This window comes from Geomonas subterranea (assembly GCF_019063845.1).
GTDB classification, from domain to species: domain Bacteria; phylum Desulfobacterota; class Desulfuromonadia; order Geobacterales; family Geobacteraceae; genus Geomonas; species Geomonas subterranea.
Window position 1 is genome coordinate 106,672 of record NZ_CP077683.1, and the last position, 23,097, is coordinate 129,768.

The following is a 23,097-nucleotide window of genomic DNA, read 5'->3' on the forward strand; positions in this document are numbered from 1 at the left end:
TCCACGTCGTGTTCTCCGCTAGATGTTCAGGTGCCCGCGCTGCAGCGCTTCCAGGACCGTCGCCTTGGGCCCGTCTGCGATGACGGTGCCGTTGTCGATTACGATGATGCGGTCCACAAGTTCCAAAAGCGAGGCGCGGTGCGTGATGAGGACCACGGTTTTTTCCTTCGCGTCCGCCGCGAGGTTGTTCTTGAGCCTCAGTTCCGCGCGGCTGTCCATGTTGCTGGTCGGCTCGTCCAGAACCAGGACTGGCGGGTCCAGGAGGAGCGCCCGCGCGATGGCCACGCACTGGCGCTGCCCGCCGGAGAGACCGCGGCCGAATTCCCCCACTTCCATGTCGAACCCCATGGGGTGCTTCCTGACGAAATCGCCGACGCCGGCGGCTTCAGCCGCCCGCATGATGGCGTGGTCGTCGATGTCGGCGGCCCCCAGGGTGAGGTTCTCGCGCACGGTCCCCTTGAAGAGCGAGATGTCCTGCGGGACGTACCCCACGTAGTGCCTGAGCTCCGCCGGGTCGATCTGCCTCAGGTCGGTGTCGTCCATGGTGACCATGCCGCTGGCCGGCTCGAAGAGCCCCAGAAGGAGTTTCCCAAACGTGGTCTTGCCGGAGCCGATGGGGCCGATGACCCCCACCTTCTCGCCCGGGGCGATCAGCAGGGTGATGTTGTTGAGCGCGTTCACCGTCTGGCCGGGATAGGCGAAGGAGAGGGCCTTCACCCCGATCCCCCCCTTGAAGCGGGGGCGGTGCAGGAAGGTCTTGCCGGCCGGGCGCTCCACCGGGAGCTTCATGATGTCGTCCAGGGCGCGGTAGGCCTCCTTGGCGCGGTGGTAGCGGGTGGCGAGGTTGGCCACCTGGGCCACCGGCGCCACCACCTGCCGCGACAGGATCACCAGCGCCACCAGCCCCCCCTGGGTCAGCTCGCGCATGGCGATGGCGTAGACCCCGGCGACGACCAGGGCCACCACGGCAAGGTTCTGCACCAGGTACGAGACGTGGTTCACCGAGGAGGAAAGAAAGCGCGAGCGCGCGCTCCAGGTGGAGATGTAGCTGACCGCGTCCTCCCAGCTCCTCTGCACGTGGGACTCGGCCCCCAGCATCTTCACCGTCTCCAGCCCGGCAAGCCCCTCGACCAGGATGGCGTTCTTCTGGCTCGAGGCGGCGAAGGTCTTCTCGACGGCCCGGCGCAGCGGCCCCTGGATGCAGGCCGAGTAGACGAGCATGAGCGCGATGCTCACGAGGAAGATGGTGAGGATGGCGCCTCCGCCTATGTACCAGATCACCGCCAGCCCCAGGATCACGAAGGGGAGGTCGATGACGGCGGTGATGGAGAAGGAGGTGATGAAATCGAGGATGGTCTCGAATTCCCTCAGGTTGTTGGAGAAGGAGCCGATGGACTGCGGGCGCGCCTCCAGGCGCAGGTTCAGCACCCGCTGCAACAGCATCGACGAGATATGCAGGTTGGCCTTCTTGCCGGCCTCGTCCACGAAGTAGCCGCGCAGCCCCTGCATCAGCACCGAGAAGACGTAGACCACCGTGACGCCGATGGAGAGGACCCAGAGGGTCTCGTAGGCGCTGTTGGGGATGACGCGGTCGTAGACGTTCAGGATATAGAAGGTGCTGACCAGGGCGAAGACGTTGATCAGGAAGGAGGCGATGAGGACGTCGCGGTAGATGCGCCAGGAGGATGTGATGGCGCTCCAGAACCAGTTCCCTTTGCCGTCGTCCTCGCGGGCCACGCTGGTCGACTTGCCGATGCGGTACCTGGGGCGGACGAAGATCGTGAATCCGGTGTAGAGCTTTTCCAGCTCGGCGCGGCTCACCGTCTTCTCGCCGGTCCCCGCCTCGGGAAGCAGGATCTTGAAACTGTCCGATTCCGGGAGCCGCTGCACCACCGCGCACGCCTGCCGGTTGTGCAACAGCAGGATGGCGGGGAGCTGCATCTGCCCGATCCGCTCCAGGGGGCGCTTCACCAGCCGGCAGGAGAGCCCGGCGCGCTCGGCGCAGCGGGGGAAAAGCTCCACCGTGACGCGGTTTTGCACCAGGGGGAGACCCGCGGTCACCCCCGTGCGCGAGGCCGGCAGCCCGTGCAGCTTGGCCACCAAAAGCAGCGAGTCGAGAAGGGGGTCGTCGTGACGGTCACTGTCCTCGCCAAGATTCCACTGTGTTTCAGGCTTACTGTTTTGAGTCTCTGGCACGTCCAATCCTCTTAAATTCGGGGCAAGCGGTCAAAGAATGGGAAAGAGTCTAGCATAATACTTTTCACATTGGTGAATGTTTTGCGTTATACTTGCGCCTGTCGCGCTGTGTCAATGCTTTTATAAAGCCGGTTAATGCTTGGAGAGGACACTCATGTTTTACGTTGAAAGAGATGGCGAGGGCAAGATCGTCGCCCTGCACAAAAACCCCGACGCGTCGGCCACCGAACAAAAGTCCCCGATGGACAAGGAGGTGCTCGCCTTCCTGAACGAGTCCGGGGCCTGGGGCGAGGCGCTGGCCTTTTCCGACGCCGCCACCGTGCGCGTCATCGAGGACCTCGTCGACCTCCTGGTCAGAAAGAACGTGATCAACTTCACCGAACTTCCCGAGCAGGCGCAGCAAAGGATCAAGGCGCGCCAGAGCCTGCGCGAGAAGATCTCCTCAAACGACCTCCTGGTGCACGACATCATCTGACGGGGTAGGACGAGATGGGGCGGGGCCTGCCGAAGAAGTACCCCTGCATGGCGTCGAGGTTGAGCTCCTTTAGCATCGCCGCCTGCTCTTCGCTTTCCACCCCCTCGGCCACCACCTTGATGTCGATGCTGTGCGCCACGCTGCAAAGCGAGGCGACGTAGAACCCGCTGTCCTTCTCCCCGCCAGAAAGCTCCCCGGTGTAGGCCCGGTCGATCTTGACGTACTCCGGGTGCAGCGACTGCAGGTAACCGAGCTTCGAGAAGCTGCGGCCGTAATGGTCGAGACCGATGCCGTGGCCGCATTCCCGTACCGCGGCGCCGAACTCCCTGATGCGCTGCAGGTGCTGCACCGCGGCGAACTCGGAGAACTCGAAGTTCACGTGGGGCGCGCCGCCGGGAAGCGCCTTTAGGAAGGCGTAGAGCCAGCCGCGGAAGGCGTCGTCCTCCAGCGAGGTGGGGGAGAGGTTGATGGCGATCCGGTCCACCCCCAGGCGGCGGTAGTCGACCTTCAGTGCCTCCTCGATCACCATCCGGTCGATGGAGGAGACCAGCTTCAGCCGCTCGGCCACCGGCATGAACAGGGCGGCGTCCAGCGCCTCGCCGTTCTCCTGCATGATGCGCGCGAAGAGCTCGAGCTGGAGCACCCTGCGTCCCGCCGCATTCTCGACCACCCCCTGCGCGTCCAGCGTGATGCGCCGCTCGTCCAGCGCCCGCACCAGGGCGTCCTTCCAGTGCTGCTGCCCCTGCGGCAGCGTATCCGTTTCCCCGGTCACCGCCCGCAGCTCCCAGCCGTTGGCCCCTTTTTGCAGCGCCGCGGAGAGCGCGAGGTCCGCCTCGGCCAGAAGCCTCGGCAGCGTGGTGTTCCCCTGGTAGGTGGCGATCCCCACGTGCCCGATGTTGTCGGTGAGCGCGATCTTCTCCATGGCCACCCGCCCGAGCTGGGCGGCGATCTCGGCGGCGATGATCCCCCCTTCGGAAGGGGAGGCGTTGGGGAGGAAGATGCCGAAGTCGCCGCCGGTGAGGCGGGAAAGCGCCGTGTCGGCGTAGGCGGCAAGGGAGCTCGTCAAGAGCGCCGCCACCCGTTTCAGGAGCTCGTCCCCCGCCTGCAGCCCCTTTTTCTGGTTCAGCGCCTCGAGCCCCTGGATCCTCAACAGGAGCAGCAGCCCGCAGGCGTTCTGGTCCTGCCTCCCCAGGTCCGCGTTCACCTGGCTCTCGAAGAAGCGCCGGTTCCCAAGGAGGGTGACCGGGTCCTGGTAGGCCCGCTCCTGCAGCCCCTCCGCCCGCGCCGCCTGCTCCTCGAACATCTCCTTCACCTTCACCGTCATCCGGTTCATCGCCTCGACCACACTCTTGAACTCGCGGGTGCGCGGCAAGGACTCCTGCAGCTGGTACTCCTTGCGGCATAAGGCGTCCGCCTGGCGCTCCACGGCGGCCAGCGGCTTCAAAAGGATCCTGAGCCCTATCCCCGCCGCGAGGAGCAGGAAGATGGCGCAGGCGGCGAACCAGGCGGTCATGCTGATCACCTCGCTCCAGAGCGTCGCGTAGGCGTAGCCGGGATGGCTCTTCACCAGGATGGTCCCCCCCTGGTTCCATCCCGCCATGACGTCCGAGGCCGCCTCCGGGGTCTTCACCGGCACCAGCGCCACGAACCACTGCGGCACGTCCTCGACCCGGACCGGGAGGGTGCGCTCGATGAGCACCTTGCCGCGCGGGTCGGAGAAGGTGATCCGCTGGTAGTAGCCGCGGTCGAACAGGGCGCTGATCATCCCCTCCACCACGGTGAGGTCCTTCTGGGCCACGTGGGGCGAGATGGAGAGCGCCAGCGACGTGGCGGTGTCCTGCACGTGGGACTCCAGCTGGTTGGTCAGGAAGGTCCGGGTGTTGGCGAGCTTCGCGTACCAGGTGCCGGTGAACAGGAGCAAAAAGAGCACGACGGTGAAGATGATGAGCTGCCGGTACAGTGTCATAGGGTTACCCTTTGTCCGTCACAGTCTGTTCTCGGACATCTTTTGGAGAAGATCCTGCCAGAGCCGGAGCCGGCTGGACTTGCCGGCGGCCTTGCCCGCGCCCCTTTGCTTGGCGAGCCACAGCCCGGAACCGTTGAAGCTCAGGATGGGCATCAGGTCGTTGCGCCTGGAGGCGTGATCTATGGAGTCGACCAGGTTGTCGAGCACGAGCGGCTCGGCCTCGGGGGTGCCGTAGTAGGTGAGCACCATGTGGTGGATGTTGTAGCGCAGCGCCTTGACGTAGGTGATGCGGAGCTTCTCGTCCTCCACCCCCATCGCCTTCAGGGTGAAGTACTTGGCGATGGCGAAGTCCTCGCAGTCCCCCGGCCCCTTGGCCAGGAACTCTATGGGGGTGGCCCAGTAGTCCTCGACCCCCCAGACGTCCCAGTCGTTGTCGAAGCGGAGCCTCTCGTTGAAGAAACGGTTCACCTTCTCGAGCTTGTCGCGGTCGCCGCGGCTCTTGTCCCGGGCGATGAGCTCCTCCCAGGCGGTCAGGCGGCGCAGGGCCTCCCTGCCGTACTTCCTCTCGGCCGTCTGCAGCACCGAGCGGTCGACGCTGAAGTTGCCGGCGGGAAGCACGGTGCCGGCGAGGAGAAGCGCCGCGAGGAAGGCGGTCAGTGACAGCGATGTCAGTCGTTTCAGGTAGATACCCACGTTCATCCCGGCGAAGGTGCCCTTTTTCTAAAAAAAAGCCCGGACCGTCCTCAAGGCTGGCGGCGATCCGGGGCTCTATCATACAGCGCGCTCTCGGGATAGTCTACGGTGTTCCGGAGGCCGTGGTCACCCTGCCGTTCTGGTCGGGAGCCTGCAGGCCGAGGGTCGGCAGGAGGCGCGACATCCCGTTCATGATCCGGTACTCGGCGTACTTCTGGTCGTACTGCGCGTTCACGAGGCTCGCCTTGGCGTTGATGAGTTCGGCCTGGGTGTCGAGGAGGTCGAACATGGTCCTTCTCCCGATGGACCACTGGGCGGCGAAGGCGTCGGCGGTCTGCCCGGCGGCCTTCACGTAATCGTCGAGGTACTTGACCCGCTCCTGCGCCGAGCGGTTGGCCTCCCAGGAGAGCCGGATCGACTGCACCGTCTGGCGCTTGGTGTTCTCGAGGATCTCCTGCGCCTCGTACACCTCGCTCTGGGTCTGCCCGATGCGCGCCTTGTTCCAGCCGCCGTTCAGGATGTTGAAGGTGAGGGTGGCGGTGCCCAGGAACTCCTCGCGGTTGCCGGGGAGGTCGTTGTAATCCTTGAGCCAGCGGTAGTCGAGGGCCACGTCGAGGCTCGGGTAGAGGAGGCTCTTGGCCGCCTCGTGCTGCGCCGTTCTCTCCTGCACACCCTCGCGGGCGGACTTGAGCGCCTTGTTGCCCGAAACGGCCAGCTCCTCGGCCTCGTCCTTGGTCCTGGGGAGAAGGGGGGCGACCGACTGGGGCTCGGCGAGCTCGCCGGGGAGGTAGCCGATGACCGCCTGGTAGTCGGCGAGGCTGTCGGAGAGGTTGGCCTGGGCCGCGGCGAGGTTGCTTTCCGCCAGCGCCACGCGCCCCTTGACCTGCTCGAAGTCCGCCCGGCGGTCGACGCCCGACTCGCTTCTGAGCTTCACCTGGTCGTGGATGCGCAGGTGGTTGGTGAGGTTCTCCTGGGCCAGCGCCAGGAGCTTCTCGCTTTTGAGCACGTTCAGGTACACCTTGGAGGCGACCAGCGCGTTGTTCTCGGCGGAGCTTCCGAGCTGGTACTCCTGGGCCCGGGCCCGGGCCTCCTGGCGCTCAACCTCGCTTTGGGTGCCGAAGAAGCGGAACACGTTCTGGCGCACGCTCACCATCGCCGTGTTGGGGTAGACGGTGCCGAAGGTCGGTTCGTGCTGGCGCGTCACCCCGGCCGCCAGCGTGAGGTCCATGGTGGGGAGGTAGCCGGCCTTGGCCTGGCGCACTTCCTTCTCCCGCGCAACCTTGTTGTAGTACTGCGCCCGCACCTCGGGGTTGGACCGAAGCATGTACTGCACCGCGTCCTGGAGCGTCTCCGCCTGGGCGGCGCCGCTCCCCGAGGCTAACAACCCCAATGCCAATACTGTCACTAATTTCCTGGTTCGTGGCATAGCATACCTTCCTGTGGTTTCGTATTAGTAATAACAGATTAAAAACTGCCAATATTTACGGGCTTGATACATTATATACCGGATAGTTGCTAATGTCGACACACATATTATTCGGTCATAATAAATTTGCAAATATTATTTTTTGTGATTAATATATGCGCGGCCCCGAGTCAAGCATAAAGAATCATATGCCATTTGACACGGCGGGATTTAATAGTAGCTTAATAGTACCGTTTGGCAAGCCTCAGAGAGTAACGCAGTTCTTTAATGCAATCTAATACAACTGAAACAGGAGAGGATGACTTGAAACGACATGCATTGATGATGATGGCAATGGCGTTGCTCCTTGCCTCCCGCCCGGGACCGTCGGCCGCAGCCGACGCGCCGCAAGGGGGGAGTCCGGCGGGCAGCAGGGTGGGGACCTTCTCGATGTCCCCGATCGTGGGCGGGGTTTCCTTTGACGGGGAGCAGCACCTGGAGACCGCGCCGCTGTTCGGTGTGCGCGCCGGGTACAACTTCACGAAAAACCTCGAGGCCGAGGCGCTCTTCGACTACGCAAAGACCCGCTCGACCCTGACCGAAAAGAACACGGACTTCATGCGCTACGGGGCCGACCTCTTGTGGAACTTCAGGCCCGACGAGAAGTTCGTACCCAACCTGGCCGCAGGCTACGCCGGGACCCAGGTGAAATCGCAGACCAAGGGCGCCTTCGGCCTCGGTGGCGGTTTCAAGTACTTCGTGACCGAGGACATGGCCTGGCGCGGCGACGTGAGAGGGGTCTTCATCGACAACAAGTTCGACCGCTACGCCATCGAGTACACCACCGGGATCTACATCCCCTTCGGCGTCACCCCGCCGGTCGCGAAACTCCCGGCCCCACCGCCGCCACCCGAGCCGGTGGCCCGGCCGCTCCCCGCGGTGCAGCCGACCCTGAACCTGACCGTCCCCCCGCCGGCGCCGGCCCCGGTACCTGTGGCCGCTCCCGAGGTCTCCCTGGCGGCGGCGCCCGCCGCCATCAAGAAGGGGGAGAAATCGGTCCTCACCTGGCAGAGCAAGCGCGCCGACAACTGCGACATGCGCCCCGATGTCGGCGAGGTGGCCCCGAGCGGTTCGGTGGTCGTGAGCCCGGCGGCCGACACCATCTACGCCCTGACCTGCAGGGGTAAGGGGGGGACCGCTTCGGCCAACGCGGCGGTCATGGTGGCCCAGCCGGTGACCCAGGCGGAGAAGCGCTTCTGCAACCAGCCCGCGGTGCTGATGATCAACTTCGACACCGACAAGTGGAACGTGAAGCCGCAGTACCATGCCGAGCTGAAGACGGTGGGGGACTTCCTGAACGAGTTCCCCGAGGCCTACGGCGAGATCTCCGGGCACACCGACGGCACCGCCAGCGCCCCGTACAACCAGAGGCTCTCCGAGCGGCGCGCCCAGTCGGTTCGCGACTACATCGTGAAGAACTTCAACATCGATCCCAAGCGGCTGACCGCCAAGGGGTACGGCAAGACGAAGCCGGTGGCGACCAACAAGACCGCCGTGGGACGCGCGAAGAACCGGCGCATCGAGGCGAACCTCGTCTGCCAGAAAAACGGTGCCGCCACGGCGCCGGCAGCCCAGACGGTCGCACCCGCAAAGGGCTCGACCAAGGGCGCTGCAGCGAAAAAAGGTGTTCCTGGAAAAAAGCCGGTAGCCCTGGTGCCAGCGCAAGGTAGCGTCGCCGTTCAAGGTGACGTTCCTCCGGCGCAGCGCCAGGGCGAACCCGAAGCACGTATTTTCCCGCAGGGAGCCGGTCCGGGTGCGAGCGCATCCGGGTCGGCCCTCCTGCCCGCGGCACAAAGAAAGGGGGAGGAGGTTTCCCGCTACTTCCCCGCCGCCGCAGCACCCGAACTGAAGGAGGGGGCCGTGCCCCCTCCGCTTCCCGAGGCCAGGCGCGTTCAGGAGCCTCCGGTCGCCTACCGCGACCAGGCCGTGCCGCCCCCCCCCGTGACCGTGGCGGTCCCGGGAGCGCTCCCCGCCGGGGAACTCTCCCCGCAGGCGGCGCCGCTGGCGGAGGGAGCGCAGCCCGCGCCTTTGCTTACGTCCTCCGCGCCGCCACCCCCGCTTCCCGGGGCGCAAAGAATTAAACAGGCAGCCCTGCCTATTCCCGACACCCCCGCCACCTCAGCGCCGACCGCGCTCCCCTCGACCGCCGCCGCGCCGGCCGTACCTCCCCTGGCTGCCGTACCCGACGCAGTACCCGTCGCCTCCGCGCTCAGAAAGCAGGAGCCCGAAGCTCCCGCTCCCGATGAAGCGCCCTTCGTCTTGAAGGCGGCGACACCCACCCCCGTGCCCGATGGCAGGATCGCCCTGACCGGCATCACCATCGACAAGGACGGCCTCAGTCTGTTCACGAGCGGCAAGGTGAACGAGTTCAGCCTGATCACCATGGTGGAGCCCTTCAGCCTGGTTATCGACCTCTACGGAGCGGTGAACGGGATCGGCCTTCCCAAGGCGCCGGTGGAGAAATTCGACCTCACCAACGTTCGTTTCAGAGAATTCCCCGACCACCTCCAGATCACCCTCGATGCCGGCCGGGAGGAAATCATCCCCTACCGCAGTTACAGGACCGACACCGGGTTGAGGATCAACATCAAGCCGAGAAGCAGTCACCACATAGGCCCCTGACCGGCAGCGCATGCCGCTTGCGTCGGAGCCCCACGATACGATGCTCTAAGTAGCTCATCCGTAAGGAGGAGTCTGACATGGACCACGTTATTGCATTGCGATGGAAACTGGCTGTCGTAGTGACGGGATTGGTGTCTCTACTTGCCGCGCCCGCGGTGCTCGCCGCCGACCCCCCGCCGCAGGAAGCACCCACGGAGCAGGCGAACGATCTCGGCCTGGAACTGAGGCTGCAGACGGTGAAGAAGGACCTCCTGGTCATGCTCAACTTCGCCGAGCACTTCATCGCCAGCGGCGAGACCAAGACCGCGGCGCAGCTCCAGGCCCCCCTCGACGACTACCTGCGCAGGCACGCCGACTACCTGGTGACGCAGGCGGTGGACGGCTCCAACATCGAGATGACCCAGCTCTCCGCCGAGATCGCGCTGGTGAAGACACGCCTTCTGATCGTGCTCAACTACCGCGACGACGCCGGCAGCGTCCTCACCGAGATGAAGCGGCTCTACGCTCCCTACCAGAAGATGTCGGTGCAGCTCCAGGGGAAGACCACCACGCTGGACGAGGCCATACGCCAGCTGGACAGCGACCTCGCGCGCATCGCCAGGAAATAACCGCTAAGGAGCATCCGCCATGGACATTCTGGGCCTCATCACCATCAACCCCAACAGCTTCAACATCTGGTCGCTGCGCATCTCGCTCACCCTGACCACCAGCATCTTCGTCATCGCCATGATCCTGGCGGTGCGGGCGTTTTTGCACACGAAGGCACTGGACCACAAGCACCTCGACGGCATCAAGGACCAGCACGCCACACCAGAGGACAGCCTTGCCGAGAGCGTGGCGAAGATGCTCTGGGCCACGAGCCAAAGCGACAACACGACCGGAGCCGCGGCCCCCAAGGAGTTCCTCTACGACGCCACCCGCGAGGTGGCGCAGAACAACTTCAACGGCACCTTCGTGAACCGCATCTACATGTTCGCGAACCTCCTCCCCCCCATTGGCCTTTGGGGGACTGTGGCGGGGATGATCGTGATCTTTCTCTACACCGGGGACCCGGGGAGCGCCATCAACAACGGCGCCATCGGGACGAAGCTCTGGTCCACCTATTTCGCGCTCATGTACTACGTGCTCCTGCAGGCGATCTGCGTCGTCCTGGATGTGATGGCGAAGCGCTCCATCAACCGCGGCCTGCAGGTGAAGATCTAGGAGGGGACCATGCGCACGGTGGGAACGTCCCGCAACCAGTGGCTCATCTCGTTTACCGATGTCGCCTTCCTGCTCCTTTTGGTTTTCACCCAGATGGCGCGCATGGACACCTCCAGCAGCCAGGTGGCGGAGATGCAGCTCCCCGCCCCGGTGGTGGCGAAGAGTCCCGAACTGGTGGCGATGCAGTCCAACCCCGACTACCACCAGCTTTTGGTGGAAAAGCACGGCGCGAGGCCCTACCGCCTGGTGCACATCGTGCGGGGGAGGGAGACGGCGAGGACCGATTCCCTTTCCTACGACGAGCTCTGCGCGGCGCTCAAGGGGCTGCAGGGGGACCGTGACCACCCGCGCCCCGTGGTGGTGCCGCTTCCGGAATCCTACAGCAGCGATCTTTTGTCGGCGGCCGCGGTGGTGAGCAAGTACTGGAACTCGAACGGCCTCGCGGTGGTGCACACCTCGCGCACCGGGGACAAGCCATGACCCTGCGCATCCAGAACGCCTGCGGCCATGGGGGCACGCGGCTCAGGCACATCCTGGTCTGCGCCGAGCATGAGCTGCGCCCTCCGGTCCCCCTGTGGCTGCGCCTTTTGGCGGTGTCGGCGCTGGTCCTGGTCGCCTTTTGCGTGAGCCGCTTCAAGATGCCCGGCGCGCCGGTATCAAAGCGCACCATCATGGACGTGAGCCGGCTGGAGCTGCAGGCACCTCCGGACAAGCCCAGAAAGGCTGCGCCCGTCGAGAAACCGGTGCACGTGGAGCCCCCGCGCATCGTGTACGCCCTCGACGCCAAGCCGCCGGCCTACCGCCCCCCGGAGCGCCCCGGTGACGCGGTGAAGCAAAAGAGAGCGCCGCTCAGGCACGAGGTCGACTACAAAGCGGAACTGCAGCGCCCGGCCATCGCCCGCGACCTCGGCTACCAGAGCGGGTCCGAGGTCCCTCTGTACCCGGCGGTCGCCCGCGAACGAAAGGGTGCGGAAGGTTTCGACGCCGCCGCGAGCGACGCCCCGGCCAGGCTTCCGGCGACCCGGCTTCGGAAGGAGGCGGGGAGCGCCGAGGTGGGGGCGCGCCCCACGCCGAAGAGCACCTACATCTACCGGGTGCGGGGCGGTCCGGGAAATCCGGTCGCTGCCGCCGACCAGCCGGTCGCGCTGCCCCAGCGCCCGACCCGCGCCGTCGAGGTGGGGGGGAGTGCGGCGCCCCCGCGGGTCGCGGCGGTGAGGAGCGCGCCGGAGGTGACCATCGAGGAGCCCAGGGGGGCGCCGGTCGCGTCGCCCAAACAGCGCAGCAAGAGCCCGAGCGGCGGTGGTGCGGGGGGGTCCGAGGTGGCGCTCGCGCGCGGTGTGTCCCTCATGAGCCTCAAGATCTGCGACAGCGCGCTGCAGCAGGAGGAAGCGATCAAGGCGGTTTTGAGCGTGGTGGGGTCGCGCTCAAGCTGCACCAGTGACAAAGGTGAGTTCCAGTTCAAAGGGACCAAACGAGTGTCGTCCTTCAACCTCATCATCTTCCCGTCCGGGGGACGAGAGCCATCCCAGCGATGCGAGGAGTTGGATCATGCCTACGACTGCCTTAAGAAGAACTGACGCCAGACGGATCATCGCATTCATCTTCTGCTGCCTGCTGTGCCTGGTGCTGGCGGCCGCCCCCTGCTGGGGCGCTCCCAGGAAAAAGGGGGGACATGCCGCGCCGGCCAAGAAGGAGCACAAGACGGCGGCCGTTCAGGCACAGGCCGTCCCCCAGATCAAGGAGTGGGGGCCGTACCTCGACGTCGCCTACGAGCTCACCTACTGGGACAAGAACGAGATCAAGGAGTGGCGCGAAAAGCGCGACCAGGAGATCGGCGAACCCCTCGCCTCCTACATCGCCACCTGGAACGGCAAGCTCATGTCGGGGCAGAAAGGGGAGCAGCCGCAGCTTTTCCGCGACCGCGACTACCTGAGGCTCGCCATCGCCCAGACCGTCGACTACCTGCAAAGCGACGCACCGGAGAGCCTCGCCGCCGCGGCCAAGACCATGGAGAGCCTGAAGGGCAAGGCCTCCATGCCCGAAATCGCGTACTGGTCCGGCATGGTGAAGGCGCTGCAGGCCCTGGAGCGCGATGACGCCGAGGATTTCGTCACCCAGGTCTACGGCATCTGGAACGGCTCCATCCTCTACATCGAGAAGAACGAGATCGCCACCGGCGCGACCAGCGGTTCCGTCCCGACCAACACCCCCTTCTACTACCGCAACCTCATCAACCTGGTGGTGAACCGCGCCATCATCGCGAGAAAGCTCGACGGCCTGAACGCGCTGGGCCCCCTGTTCGTCATGATGAACGACAGGAACCTCGGGGAGAAGGACAGCGAGGGGAAGTACACGAAGACGCTGGTGCAGCGGATCGTGGACGGGCTGAACGCGCCCGATTCAGACCGCTACCGGCTCAACTTCACCGTCGCGGCCATCGAGTCCAAGCGCCTGCAGCAGGTGGCGAGCGCCAAGCTCGACGCCGAGGGGATGACCGAGGGGGTGCAAAAGACCTACGAGCGGGCGCGGACCTACAACGACCTCTGTTTCAAGTGGGCGGCAGGGCCCCGCTCGAGCGGCGTCGTCATGGCGGCGGTGGACTACCTGGACATGACCAGCTTCGCGATACCGCGCCTGGCCGACAACGAGAACGCCGCCTCCTACAAGTTCTTCTCCACCCTGCCGGACCAGGAGGGGCGTACCGCGCTCCTGAAGTCGATGGCGATCTTCAACGATATCGCCCCCTATTCCGCGGGAGGATGGGAGCGCGCCGGTTACCAGAGCCGGGAGCTGTATCTCAAGTCGTCGCACCGGCTCTGGCGGGCCATCATGGAACTGGCGCTTTGGACCGGCGACTATTACCTGGTGAAGCTGAACACGACCCAGGACTCGCAGAATATCCAGAGCTACGCCACCTCGATGCAGATGGCGCTCAACTCGTACCTGAACTTCCTCACCGCCCAGCAGGGGAGGGGATTCAACGACGTGATACCTGATTCCGCCTATTTCGGGGCCTTCGAAGCGAGCGACAAGGTTTCCTACGCCTACCGCAAGGTGAGCGAGTTCAGTACCGACAATGGCGCCTACAACCTGTGGTTCACGCACCGCCTGCTCTCGGCCGAGCTGTTCCCGCTCTCGTTGCGCGAGGTGCGTCAGACCTCCGCCACCCTCAAGAAGGACGGGCGCTACAACCTGTACCTCGACTACTACCTGCCGCTGGCGAGCCGGATCAAGCAGTCCCCCGCCATCAAGAAGTGGGTGGGCGCGCAGCGTCCGGAGACGGCGACGGCGAGCCTTGCCTACATCACCGCGGTGGACAAGCTCTTCGCCGGCACCGCGACCGCTGATGCCCCCTCGGACACCCAGTTGATCGCCTCGTTCCAGAGCATGCGCGAGGAGATGCAGAGAAACCCGGACCACCCGACCCACAACCTTTTGAAGCTCTTCTACCTCGAAGAGATCCAGAAGAGTTCCAACTTCACCAAGCTGGTCAAGGAGCCCAACCGGCTGGACCGGCCGTTCTGAGTTCGCGACAGCCCCCCTTCCCTTGACGGGAGGGGGATGGGGGCGGGTGAAGCCGCAAGCAACTGAAATGATCCCGCACGTGAGGGGAGCGACAGCCGCCCGCGTTTGAACCAGCGTTCCCCCCTTTGCGAAGGGGGGACAGGGGGGATTTGCCTTGGCCCCTCAGTCATAAAAAAAGCCCTCCGGGTTACGGAGGGCTTTTTTCGTAGGATGAGAGGAAGCCGTACTGGCAGACAAATTTTATTGCCATGACAGCAGATGTGTGACAGTGACTGAAGAAATATGAGATGGGTGTAATCCGGATTACTATGTCTATCTAGTACCAAGGTACAATAGACATGATTGTGCCTCAGAGATATCTTTACCATAACCAAATTTAGGCAGCTCCCTTCACGTCTCACTATCAAATAAACGGAGAATGGTCATGGCACAGAACAATCAAGCAGCAGCGGCGGGCGCCGGGAACCAGGTAGTCGGCAAGGTTGTGATTCTGTATGGAACGGTGAAAGCGGTGTCCCCGGATGGCGCCGTCCGTCTGCTCATGCCGAACAGCCCGATCTACGCGAACGATCACATCGTCACCGAGAGCGACGGCAGCGTGTCGATCGTCTTTGACGGAGCCCAGGGGAACCAGTTGGATCTGGGCCGGATGATGAACGTCGCCATCGACCATGACGTTTACGGCACCGTCATGTCGGGGGATACAACCGATACCGTAGCGGAGGTGGAGCAGATTCAGCAGGCTCTCGCCACCGGTGATCAGCCCATCGAACTGGAAGCCCCGGCAGCGGGCGGTCCCGCCGATGCGGGCGGCACCCATCCGGTCTTCATCGTCACCCCGACCGGCGAGGAAGTGCTGCCGACGGGTGGGGTAACCACCACAGGTGTGACCTTCGGGACGACAGGTGCAATCGAGGGGGCTGTTACAGTAGCTACTACCTCACCAGTTCCCCCCGCAGGGCCTGGCGTAGGTTCAGATCACGGTTCTGTCACGGAAGATAGCTCAAATCCGACTCTTTCTACGACAGGAACACTAACGGTTGCAGATACCTTTGGCAACCAATACAGCATCAACACAGCTGTTGCACCTGTTGCAAGTGAGGGTGCACTTGGGAGCATCTCGATTGATAGTGCGGGGCACTGGACTTACAGTGTGAACAATGCCGCCGTTCAGTACCTTGGCGCTGGCGAGCCCAAAATAGAGACCTTCACCGTACAAGCCGCCGACGGCACCAGCCATGAAATAGTGATCACGATAACTGGAACCAACGACGTGCCTGTGATCGACGCGGAGCACTCGATCGCGACGGGGAGTGTGTCCGAAGGTGACCCCGCACACGGCACAGGAATGGCGGCAAGTGGCGTGGTCAGCTTTACTGACGTAGACCAGGGCGATCTGCACACGCTGACGGTCACGACAGGCCCGGCTCATGGCGTAGCTACCGTCGATGCCGACGGGACGTGGCACTACACGGTTACCGACAGCGGGGTCGTGGATGCGCTTCCGGAGGGTCAGGTCCTCACTGACTCCTTCATGGTGCAGGTCGCTGACAACCATGGCGGTACGGCGACGCAGCTGGTGACGCTGCAGATCACCGGTACCAACGACGCTCCTGTGATCGACGTAGTGAAGACGGTTGCCACCGGCTCGGTCTCCGAGGGTGATGATGGTTCTCTGAGGACGACGAGCGGTGTGGTCAGCTTCACTGACGTTGACCAGGGCGATCTGCACACGCTGACGGTGACGACAGGCCCGGCTCATGGCGTAGCTACCGTCGATGCCGACGGGACGTGGCACTACACGGTTACCGACAGCGGGGTCGTGGATGCGCTTCCGGAGGGTCAGGTCCTCACTGACTCCTTCATGGTGCAGGTCGCTGACAACCATGGCGGTACGGCGACGCAGCTGGTGACGCTGCAGATCACCGGTACCAACGACGCTCCTGTGATCGACGTAGTGAAGACGGTTGCCACCGGCTCGGTCTCCGAGGGTGATGATGGTTCTCTGAGGACGACGAGCGGTGTGGTCAGCTTCACTGACGTTGACCAGGGCGATCTGCACACGCTGACGGTGACGACAGGCCCGGCTCATGGCGTAGCTACCGTCGATGCCGACGGGACGTGGCACTACACGGTTACCGACAGCGGGGTCGTGGATGCGCTTCCGGAGGGTCAGGTCCTCACTGACTCCTTCATGGTGCAGGTCGCTGACAACCATGGCGGTACGGCGACGCAGCTGGTGACGCTGCAGATCACCGGTACCAACGACGCTCCTGTGATCGACGTAGTGAAGACGGTTGCCACCGGCTCGGTCTCCGAGGGTGATGATGGTTCTCTGAGGACGACGAGCGGTGTGGTCAGCTTCACTGACGTTGACCAGGGCGATCTGCACACGCTGACGGTGACGACAGGCCCGGCTCATGGCGTAGCTACCGTCGATGCCGACGGGACGTGGCACTACACGGTTACCGACAGCGGGGTCGTGGATGCGCTTCCGGAGGGTCAGGTCCTCACTGACTCCTTCATGGTGCAGGTCGCTGACAACCATGGCGGTACGGCGACGCAGCTGGTGACGCTGCAGATCACCGGTACCAACGACGCTCCTGTGATCGACGTAGTGAAGACGGTTGCCACCGGCTCGGTCTCCGAGGGTGATGATGGTTCCCTGAGGACGACGAGCGGTGTGGTCAGCTTCACTGACGTTGACCAGGGCGATCTGCACACGCTGACGGTGACGACAGGCCCGGCTCATGGCGTAGCTACCGTCGATGCCGACGGGACGTGGCACTACACGGTTACCGACAGCGGGGTCGTGGATGCGCTTCCGGAGGGTCAGGTCCTCACTGACTCCTTCATGGTGCAGGTCGCTGACAACCATGGCGGTACGGCGACGCAGCTGGTGACGCTGCAGATCACCGGTACCAACGACGCTCCTGTGATCGACGTAGTGAAGACGGTTGCCACCGGCTCGGTCTCCGAGGGTGATGATGGTTCCCTGAGGACGACGAGCGGTGTGGTCAGCTTCACTGACGTTGACCAGGGCGATCTGCACACGCTGACGGTGACGACAGGCCCGGCTCATGGCGTAGCTACCGTCGATGCCGACGGGACGTGGCACTACACGGTTACCGACAGCGGGGTCGTGGATGCGCTTCCGGAGGGTCAGGTCCTCACTGACTCCTTCATGGTGCAGGTCGCTGACAACCATGGCGGTACGGCGACGCAGCTGGTGACGCTGCAGATCACCGGTACCAACGACGCTCCTGTGATCGACGTAGTGAAGACGGTTGCCACCGGCTCGGTCTCCGAGGGTGATGATGGTTCCCTGAGGACGACGAGCGGTGTGGTCAGCTTCACTGACGTTGACCAGGGCGATCTGCACACGCTGACGGTGACGACAGGCCCGGCTCATGGCGTAGCTACCGTCGATGCCGACGGGACGTGGCACTACACGGTTACCGACAGCGGGGTCGTGGATGCGCTTCCGGAGGGTCAGGTCCTCACTGACTCCTTCATGGTGCAGGTCGCTGACAACCATGGCGGTACGGCGACGCAGCTGGTGACGCTGCAGATCACCGGTACCAACGACGCTCCTGTGATCGACGTAGTGAAGACGGTTGCCACCGGCTCGGTCTCCGAGGGTGATGATGGTTCCCTGAGGACGACGAGCGGTGTGGTCAGCTTCACTGACGTTGACCAGGGCGATCTGCACACGCTGACGGTGACGACAGGCCCGGCTCATGGCGTAGCTACCGTCGATGCCGACGGGACGTGGCACTACACGGTTACCGACAGCGGGGTCGTGGATGCGCTTCCGGAGGGTCAGGTCCTCACTGACTCCTTCATGGTGCAGGTCGCTGACAACCATGGCGGTACGGCGACGCAGCTGGTGACGCTGCAGATCACCGGTACCAACGACGCTCCTGTGATCGACGTAGTGAAGACGGTTGCCACCGGCTCGGTCTCCGAGGGTGATGATGGTTCTCTGAGGACGACGAGCGGTGTGGTCAGCTTCACTGACGTTGACCAGGGCGATCTGCACACGCTGACGGTGACGACAGGCCCGGCTCATGGCGTAGCTACCGTCGATGCCGACGGGACGTGGCACTACACGGTTACCGACAGCGGGGTCGTGGATGCGCTTCCGGAGGGTCAGGTCCTCACTGACTCCTTCATGGTGCAGGTCGCTGACAACCATGGCGGTACGGCGACGCAGCTGGTGACGCTGCAGATCACCGGTACCAACGACGCTCCTGTGATCGACGTAGTGAAGACGGTTGCCACCGGCTCGGTCTCCGAGGGTGATGATGGTTCTCTGAGGACGACGAGCGGTGTGGTCAGCTTCACTGACGTTGACCAGGGCGATCTGCACACGCTGACGGTGACGACAGGCCCGGCTCATGGCGTAGCTACCGTCGATGCCGACGGGACGTGGCACTACACGGTTACCGACAGCGGGGTCGTGGATGCGCTTCCGGAGGGTCAGGTCCTCACTGACTCCTTCATGGTGCAGGTCGCTGACAACCATGGCGGTACGGCGACGCAGCTGGTGACGCTGCAGATCACCGGTACCAACGACGCTCCTGTGATCGACGTAGTGAAGACGGTTGCCACCGGCTCGGTCTCCGAGGGTGATGATGGTTCTCTGAGGACGACGAGCGGTGTGGTCAGCTTCACTGACGTTGACCAGGGCGATCTGCACACGCTGACGGTGACGACAGGCCCGGCTCATGGCGTAGCTACCGTCGATGCCGACGGGACGTGGCACTACACGGTTACCGACAGCGGGGTCGTGGATGCGCTTCCGGAGGGTCAGGTCCTCACTGACTCCTTCATGGTGCAGGTCGCTGACAACCATGGCGGTACGGCGACGCAGCTGGTGACGCTGCAGATCACCGGTACCAACGACGCTCCTGTGATCGACGTAGTGAAGACGGTTGCCACCGGCTCGGTCTCCGAGGGTGATGATGGTTCCCTGAGGACGACGAGCGGTGTGGTCAGCTTCACTGACGTTGACCAGGGCGATCTGCACACGCTGACGGTGACGACAGGCCCGGCTCATGGCGTAGCTACCGTCGATGCCGACGGGACGTGGCACTACACGGTTACCGACAGCGGGGTCGTGGATGCGCTTCCGGAGGGTCAGGTCCTCACTGACTCCTTCATGGTGCAGGTCGCTGACAACCATGGCGGTACGGCGACGCAGCTGGTGACGCTGCAGATCACCGGTACCAACGACGCTCCTGTGATCGACGTAGTGAAGACGGTTGCCACCGGCTCGGTCTCCGAGGGTGATGATGGTTCTCTGAGGACGACGAGCGGTGTGGTCAGCTTCACTGACGTTGACCAGGGCGATCTGCACACGCTGACGGTGACGACAGGCCCGGCTCATGGCGTAGCTACCGTCGATGCCGACGGGACGTGGCACTACACGGTTACCGACAGCGGGGTCGTGGATGCGCTTCCGGAGGGTCAGGTCCTCACTGACTCCTTCATGGTGCAGGTCGCTGACAACCATGGCGGTACGGCGACGCAGCTGGTGACGCTGCAGATCACCGGTACCAACGACGCTCCTGTGATCGACGTAGTGAAGACGGTTGCCACCGGCTCGGTCTCCGAGGGTGATGATGGTTCTCTGAGGACGACGAGCGGTGTGGTCAGCTTCACTGACGTTGACCAGGGCGATCTGCACACGCTGACGGTGACGACAGGCCCGGCTCATGGCGTAGCTACCGTCGATGCCGACGGGACGTGGCACTACACGGTTACCGACAGCGGGGTCGTGGATGCGCTTCCGGAGGGTCAGGTCCTCACTGACTCCTTCATGGTGCAGGTCGCTGACAACCATGGCGGTACGGCGACGCAGCTGGTGACGCTGCAGATCACCGGTACCAACGACGCTCCTGTGATCGACGTAGTGAAGACGGTTGCCACCGGCTCGGTCTCCGAGGGTGATGATGGTTCCCTGAGGACGACGAGCGGTGTGGTCAGCTTCACTGACGTTGACCAGGGCGATCTGCACACGCTGACGGTGACGACAGGCCCGGCTCATGGCGTAGCTACCGTCGATGCCGACGGGACGTGGCACTACACGGTTACCGACAGCGGGGTCGTGGATGCGCTTCCGGAGGGTCAGGTCCTCACTGACTCCTTCATGGTGCAGGTCGCTGACAACCATGGCGGTACGGCGACGCAGCTGGTGACGCTGCAGATCACCGGTACCAACGACGCTCCTGTGATCGACGTAGTGAAGACGGTTGCCACCGGCTCGGTCTCCGAGGGTGATGATGGTTCTCTGAGGACGACGAGCGGTGTGGTCAGCTTCACTGACGTTGACCAGGGCGATCTGCACACGCTGACGGTGACGACAGGCCCGGCTCATGGCGTAGCTACCGTCGATGCCGACGGGACGTGGCACTACACGGTTACCGACAGCGGGGTCGTGGATGCGCTTCCGGAGGGTCAGGTCCTCACTGACTCCTTCATGGTGCAGGTCGCTGACAACCATGGCGGTACGGCGACGCAGCTGGTGACGCTGCAGATCACCGGTACCAACGACGCTCCTGTGATCGACGTAGTGAAGACGGTTGCCACCGGCTCGGTCTCCGAGGGTGATGATGGTTCTCTGAGGACGACGAGCGGTGTGGTCAGCTTCACTGACGTTGACCAGGGCGATCTGCACACGCTGACGGTGACGACAGGCCCGGCTCATGGCGTAGCTACCGTCGATGCCGACGGGACGTGGCACTACACGGTTACCGACAGCGGGGTCGTGGATGCGCTTCCGGAGGGTCAGGTCCTCACTGACTCCTTCATGGTGCAGGTCGCTGACAACCATGGCGGTACGGCGACGCAGCTGGTGACGCTGCAGATCACCGGTACCAACGACGCTCCTGTGATCGACGTAGTGAAGACGGTTGCCACCGGCTCGGTCTCCGAGGGTGATGATGGTTCTCTGAGGACGACGAGCGGTGTGGTCAGCTTCACTGACGTTGACCAGGGCGATCTGCACACGCTGACGGTGACGACAGGCCCGGCTCATGGCGTAGCTACCGTCGATGCCGACGGGACGTGGCACTACACGGTTACCGACAGCGGGGTCGTGGATGCGCTTCCGGAGGGTCAGGTCCTCACTGACTCCTTCATGGTGCAGGTCGCTGACAACCATGGCGGTACGGCGACGCAGATGGTGACGCTTGAAATCATTGGTACGAACGATAAGCCTGAAATTGGAGGCGTCTTTACCGGAACTGTCACAGAGGACAACGGTGCAGCCGGTGTATTGCCGATCAACCTCACTGCCTCCGGCGATCTCACCATCCATGACGTGGACCAGGGACAGTCGAGCTTTATCCCTCAAGGGAGTTTTGTCGGCACCTACGGCACCTTCACTCTCGATGCCAACGGTCACTGGACTTACACCGCTGATAACACACAAGCTGCTATCCAGCAGCTGGGGCTTAGCGGGCAGCTCACCGACAGCTTTACGGCAGTATCTTATGATGGGACGGCGAACCAGGTTGTAACAGTCACAATCAATGGCACCCCCGAATTCCCGACCGTTGATTCCCATAGCGTCTATATGCCGGACGCTTCCGCTGAGATGACCGGGGACTACGCAAACGGATATGCACTCCAGATCAGCGCACCTACCGATGCGGCGAGCATTACGGTGGGCAATGTCCCGACTGTCGGAACTGTAGGTTACATGGATGGTGGAACTTTCCATACCGTGCACGGTGGAGACGTGATCACTTCGTCCCAACTGCAGTCTCTTCTTTACAAACCGGACGGTGTAGCTACCTTCGATCCGGCGACTGGGTTTGGTGTCACAGGCGCCGACAACGTGAACTTCACCTATACCGTGAACAACGGTTTTGGCTCATCCGACGGTACCATCGACCTTCACACCATGCTGGGAACCGGCGGCTATATTGCTGAGGTACAAGTCGGTAGCGCATCCCATCCTTTAACTTCGGGAAGCAACCAGGCTGTTCAGTTCGCAGTCGATCCGGTGCTGGCATCAGCTACCGACTACTCACAGTCTGCGATCCAGCTCACAACAGACTTTAGGGATATGAACACTAAAACCCTGACTTCCCAGGTTGAGACCCAGGTAAACGTCAAGCTGATTATCGACGGCCATACCTTCACGGTGGTATCCGCTACCGACCCGGCCGTGAACTGGGAGAAAATTGCAGGGAGTGGGGGAAGTACCGACTACAATGTTGACCATGGGGCCTATTGGACCAGCGTAAATACCCATGCTCCTGCTGACGCCAATACTATTGAAAAGCACAGTATCTCCTTCAACGACATCTCGGATGGAACCAGTACCCTGGCTGACTACCTGACTGCTCATCCCCAGACCCCCGGTTCACTTTGGACTGTGGTGTACGACGATATCAAGTCCGGTAACGAACAGGCCCGGTTCATACATTTGTCCATAGTCCAGGATGTGGGGGCTCAGAATGCTGTGACCATTAATGGCTCCAGTGGCAATGACGTTATGTATGGCACAACGTCCGATGGTGACATCATTAACGGTGGTGCTGGCAATGACACTATTGTCGGTCGTGAAGGCAATGATGTTCTTTCTGGTGGCACAGGCCACAACACGTTCACGGGTGGTGCAGGTGCCGACACATTCAAAGTCTCAGGTAATGACACCATAAAAGACTTCACCGCCAACGAGGATAAGATCGTCATCGATCAACCGCATACGGATGTTCTGTTCGAGCATACGGCCGGATCCACTACGGCAAGTCTGACCGTCACTAACAACGGAACCCAGGTGGGTACGGTGACTTTTGAAAATGTTACCGATGCGACTGCTTTATTGAATTCTTTGATCCACGATGATCCTAAGATTCACTAAAATTCAGTAACTGGTTCAGCCAGGCTGCCGCGAGAGACTTCTTTCGCGGCAGCTTTTTTTTACCGGAGAGTGGT

The 23,097-nt window shown here is 63.1% G+C and carries 12 protein-coding genes; 8 read left to right on the plus strand and 4 right to left on the minus strand.

The features are described 5' to 3' along the window. Window positions 1-18 precede the first annotated feature (18 nt). A complete protein-coding gene (locus KP001_RS00470; RefSeq protein ID WP_217287647.1) occupies window positions 19-2,196 on the minus strand; it encodes a type I secretion system permease/ATPase in 2,178 nt (725 codons plus the stop codon). Between the two features lie 154 nt (window positions 2,197-2,350). On the opposite strand from KP001_RS00470, the gene KP001_RS00475 reads away from it, so the two are divergent. After that, complete coding sequence (locus tag KP001_RS00475; protein WP_217287648.1) at window positions 2,351-2,671, plus strand: hypothetical protein; 321 nt, start codon at window positions 2,351-2,353, stop codon at window positions 2,669-2,671. Here the strand turns inward: KP001_RS00475 and KP001_RS00480 are convergent. The 3 genes from KP001_RS00480 to KP001_RS00490 form a co-directional block, all read right to left on the minus strand. Beyond that, window positions 2,664-4,637, minus strand: a complete 1,974-nt coding sequence (locus KP001_RS00480; protein WP_217287649.1) for a bifunctional diguanylate cyclase/phosphodiesterase — start codon at window positions 4,635-4,637, stop codon at window positions 2,664-2,666. The two genes, KP001_RS00475 and KP001_RS00480, sit on opposite strands and share 8 nt — an antisense overlap. A gap of 18 nt (window positions 4,638-4,655) precedes the next feature. Continuing rightward, the gene (locus tag KP001_RS00485) at window positions 4,656-5,336 is read right to left on the minus strand and encodes a transglutaminase-like cysteine peptidase (RefSeq protein WP_239027858.1); all 681 of its coding nucleotides are present in this window, start codon (window positions 5,334-5,336) and stop codon (window positions 4,656-4,658) included. 97 nt (window positions 5,337-5,433) lie between these two features. Then, entirely contained in the window at window positions 5,434-6,735 is a 1,302-nt protein-coding gene (locus KP001_RS00490) for a TolC family outer membrane protein (RefSeq protein WP_217287650.1), read from the minus strand. A 324-nt stretch (window positions 6,736-7,059) separates the two neighbouring features. Here KP001_RS00490 and KP001_RS00495 point away from each other — a divergent pair, with 324 nt between their 5' ends. The 7 genes from KP001_RS00495 to KP001_RS00525 all read left to right on the plus strand — a co-directional run bounded on the left by KP001_RS00495 (window position 7,060) and on the right by KP001_RS00525 (window position 23,023). Next, complete coding sequence (locus tag KP001_RS00495; protein WP_217287651.1) at window positions 7,060-9,417, plus strand: OmpA family protein; 2,358 nt, start codon at window positions 7,060-7,062, stop codon at window positions 9,415-9,417. Between the two features lie 77 nt (window positions 9,418-9,494). Beyond that, a complete protein-coding gene (locus tag KP001_RS00500) occupies window positions 9,495-10,025 on the plus strand; it encodes a hypothetical protein (protein ID WP_217287652.1) in 531 nt (176 codons plus the stop codon). A gap of 19 nt (window positions 10,026-10,044) precedes the next feature. Continuing rightward, window positions 10,045-10,620, plus strand: coding sequence for a hypothetical protein (locus KP001_RS00505; protein WP_217287653.1), 576 nt, complete (start codon window positions 10,045-10,047; stop codon window positions 10,618-10,620). A 9-nt stretch (window positions 10,621-10,629) separates the two neighbouring features. Continuing rightward, window positions 10,630-11,100, plus strand: coding sequence for a hypothetical protein (locus KP001_RS00510; protein ID WP_217287654.1), 471 nt, complete (start codon window positions 10,630-10,632; stop codon window positions 11,098-11,100). Further along, entirely contained in the window at window positions 11,097-12,197 is a 1,101-nt protein-coding gene (locus KP001_RS00515) for a hypothetical protein (protein WP_217287655.1), read from the plus strand. Before KP001_RS00510 ends, KP001_RS00515 begins: the two co-directional genes overlap by 4 nt. Further along, the gene (locus KP001_RS00520) at window positions 12,169-14,145 is read left to right on the plus strand and encodes a hypothetical protein (protein ID WP_217287656.1); all 1,977 of its coding nucleotides are present in this window, start codon (window positions 12,169-12,171) and stop codon (window positions 14,143-14,145) included. The genes KP001_RS00515 and KP001_RS00520 overlap by 29 nt, the downstream gene beginning before the upstream one ends. A 424-nt stretch (window positions 14,146-14,569) precedes the next feature. Beyond that, window positions 14,570-23,023, plus strand: coding sequence for a VCBS domain-containing protein (locus KP001_RS00525; protein ID WP_217287657.1), 8,454 nt, complete (start codon window positions 14,570-14,572; stop codon window positions 23,021-23,023). Window positions 23,024-23,097: the final 74 nt, after the last annotated feature.

What these genes read in the sequence shown, in the direction of transcription:
- KP001_RS00475 (WP_217287648.1), top strand. Translation starts at nt 2,351, where the DNA reads ATGTTTTACGTTGAAAGAGATGGCGAGGGCAAGATCGTCGCCCTGCAC.
- KP001_RS00480 (WP_217287649.1), bottom strand. Translation starts at nt 4,637, where the DNA reads ATGACACTGTACCGGCAGCTCATCATCTTCACCGTCGTGCTCTTTTTG.
- KP001_RS00485 (WP_239027858.1), bottom strand. Translation starts at nt 5,336, where the DNA reads ATGAACGTGGGTATCTACCTGAAACGACTGACATCGCTGTCACTGACC.
- KP001_RS00500 (WP_217287652.1), top strand. Translation starts at nt 9,495, where the DNA reads ATGGACCACGTTATTGCATTGCGATGGAAACTGGCTGTCGTAGTGACG.
- KP001_RS00505 (WP_217287653.1), top strand. Translation starts at nt 10,045, where the DNA reads ATGGACATTCTGGGCCTCATCACCATCAACCCCAACAGCTTCAACATC.
- KP001_RS00510 (WP_217287654.1), top strand. Translation starts at nt 10,630, where the DNA reads ATGCGCACGGTGGGAACGTCCCGCAACCAGTGGCTCATCTCGTTTACC.
- KP001_RS00515 (WP_217287655.1), top strand. Translation starts at nt 11,097, where the DNA reads ATGACCCTGCGCATCCAGAACGCCTGCGGCCATGGGGGCACGCGGCTC.
- KP001_RS00520 (WP_217287656.1), top strand. Translation starts at nt 12,169, where the DNA reads ATGCCTACGACTGCCTTAAGAAGAACTGACGCCAGACGGATCATCGCA.
- KP001_RS00525 (WP_217287657.1), top strand. Translation starts at nt 14,570, where the DNA reads ATGGCACAGAACAATCAAGCAGCAGCGGCGGGCGCCGGGAACCAGGTA.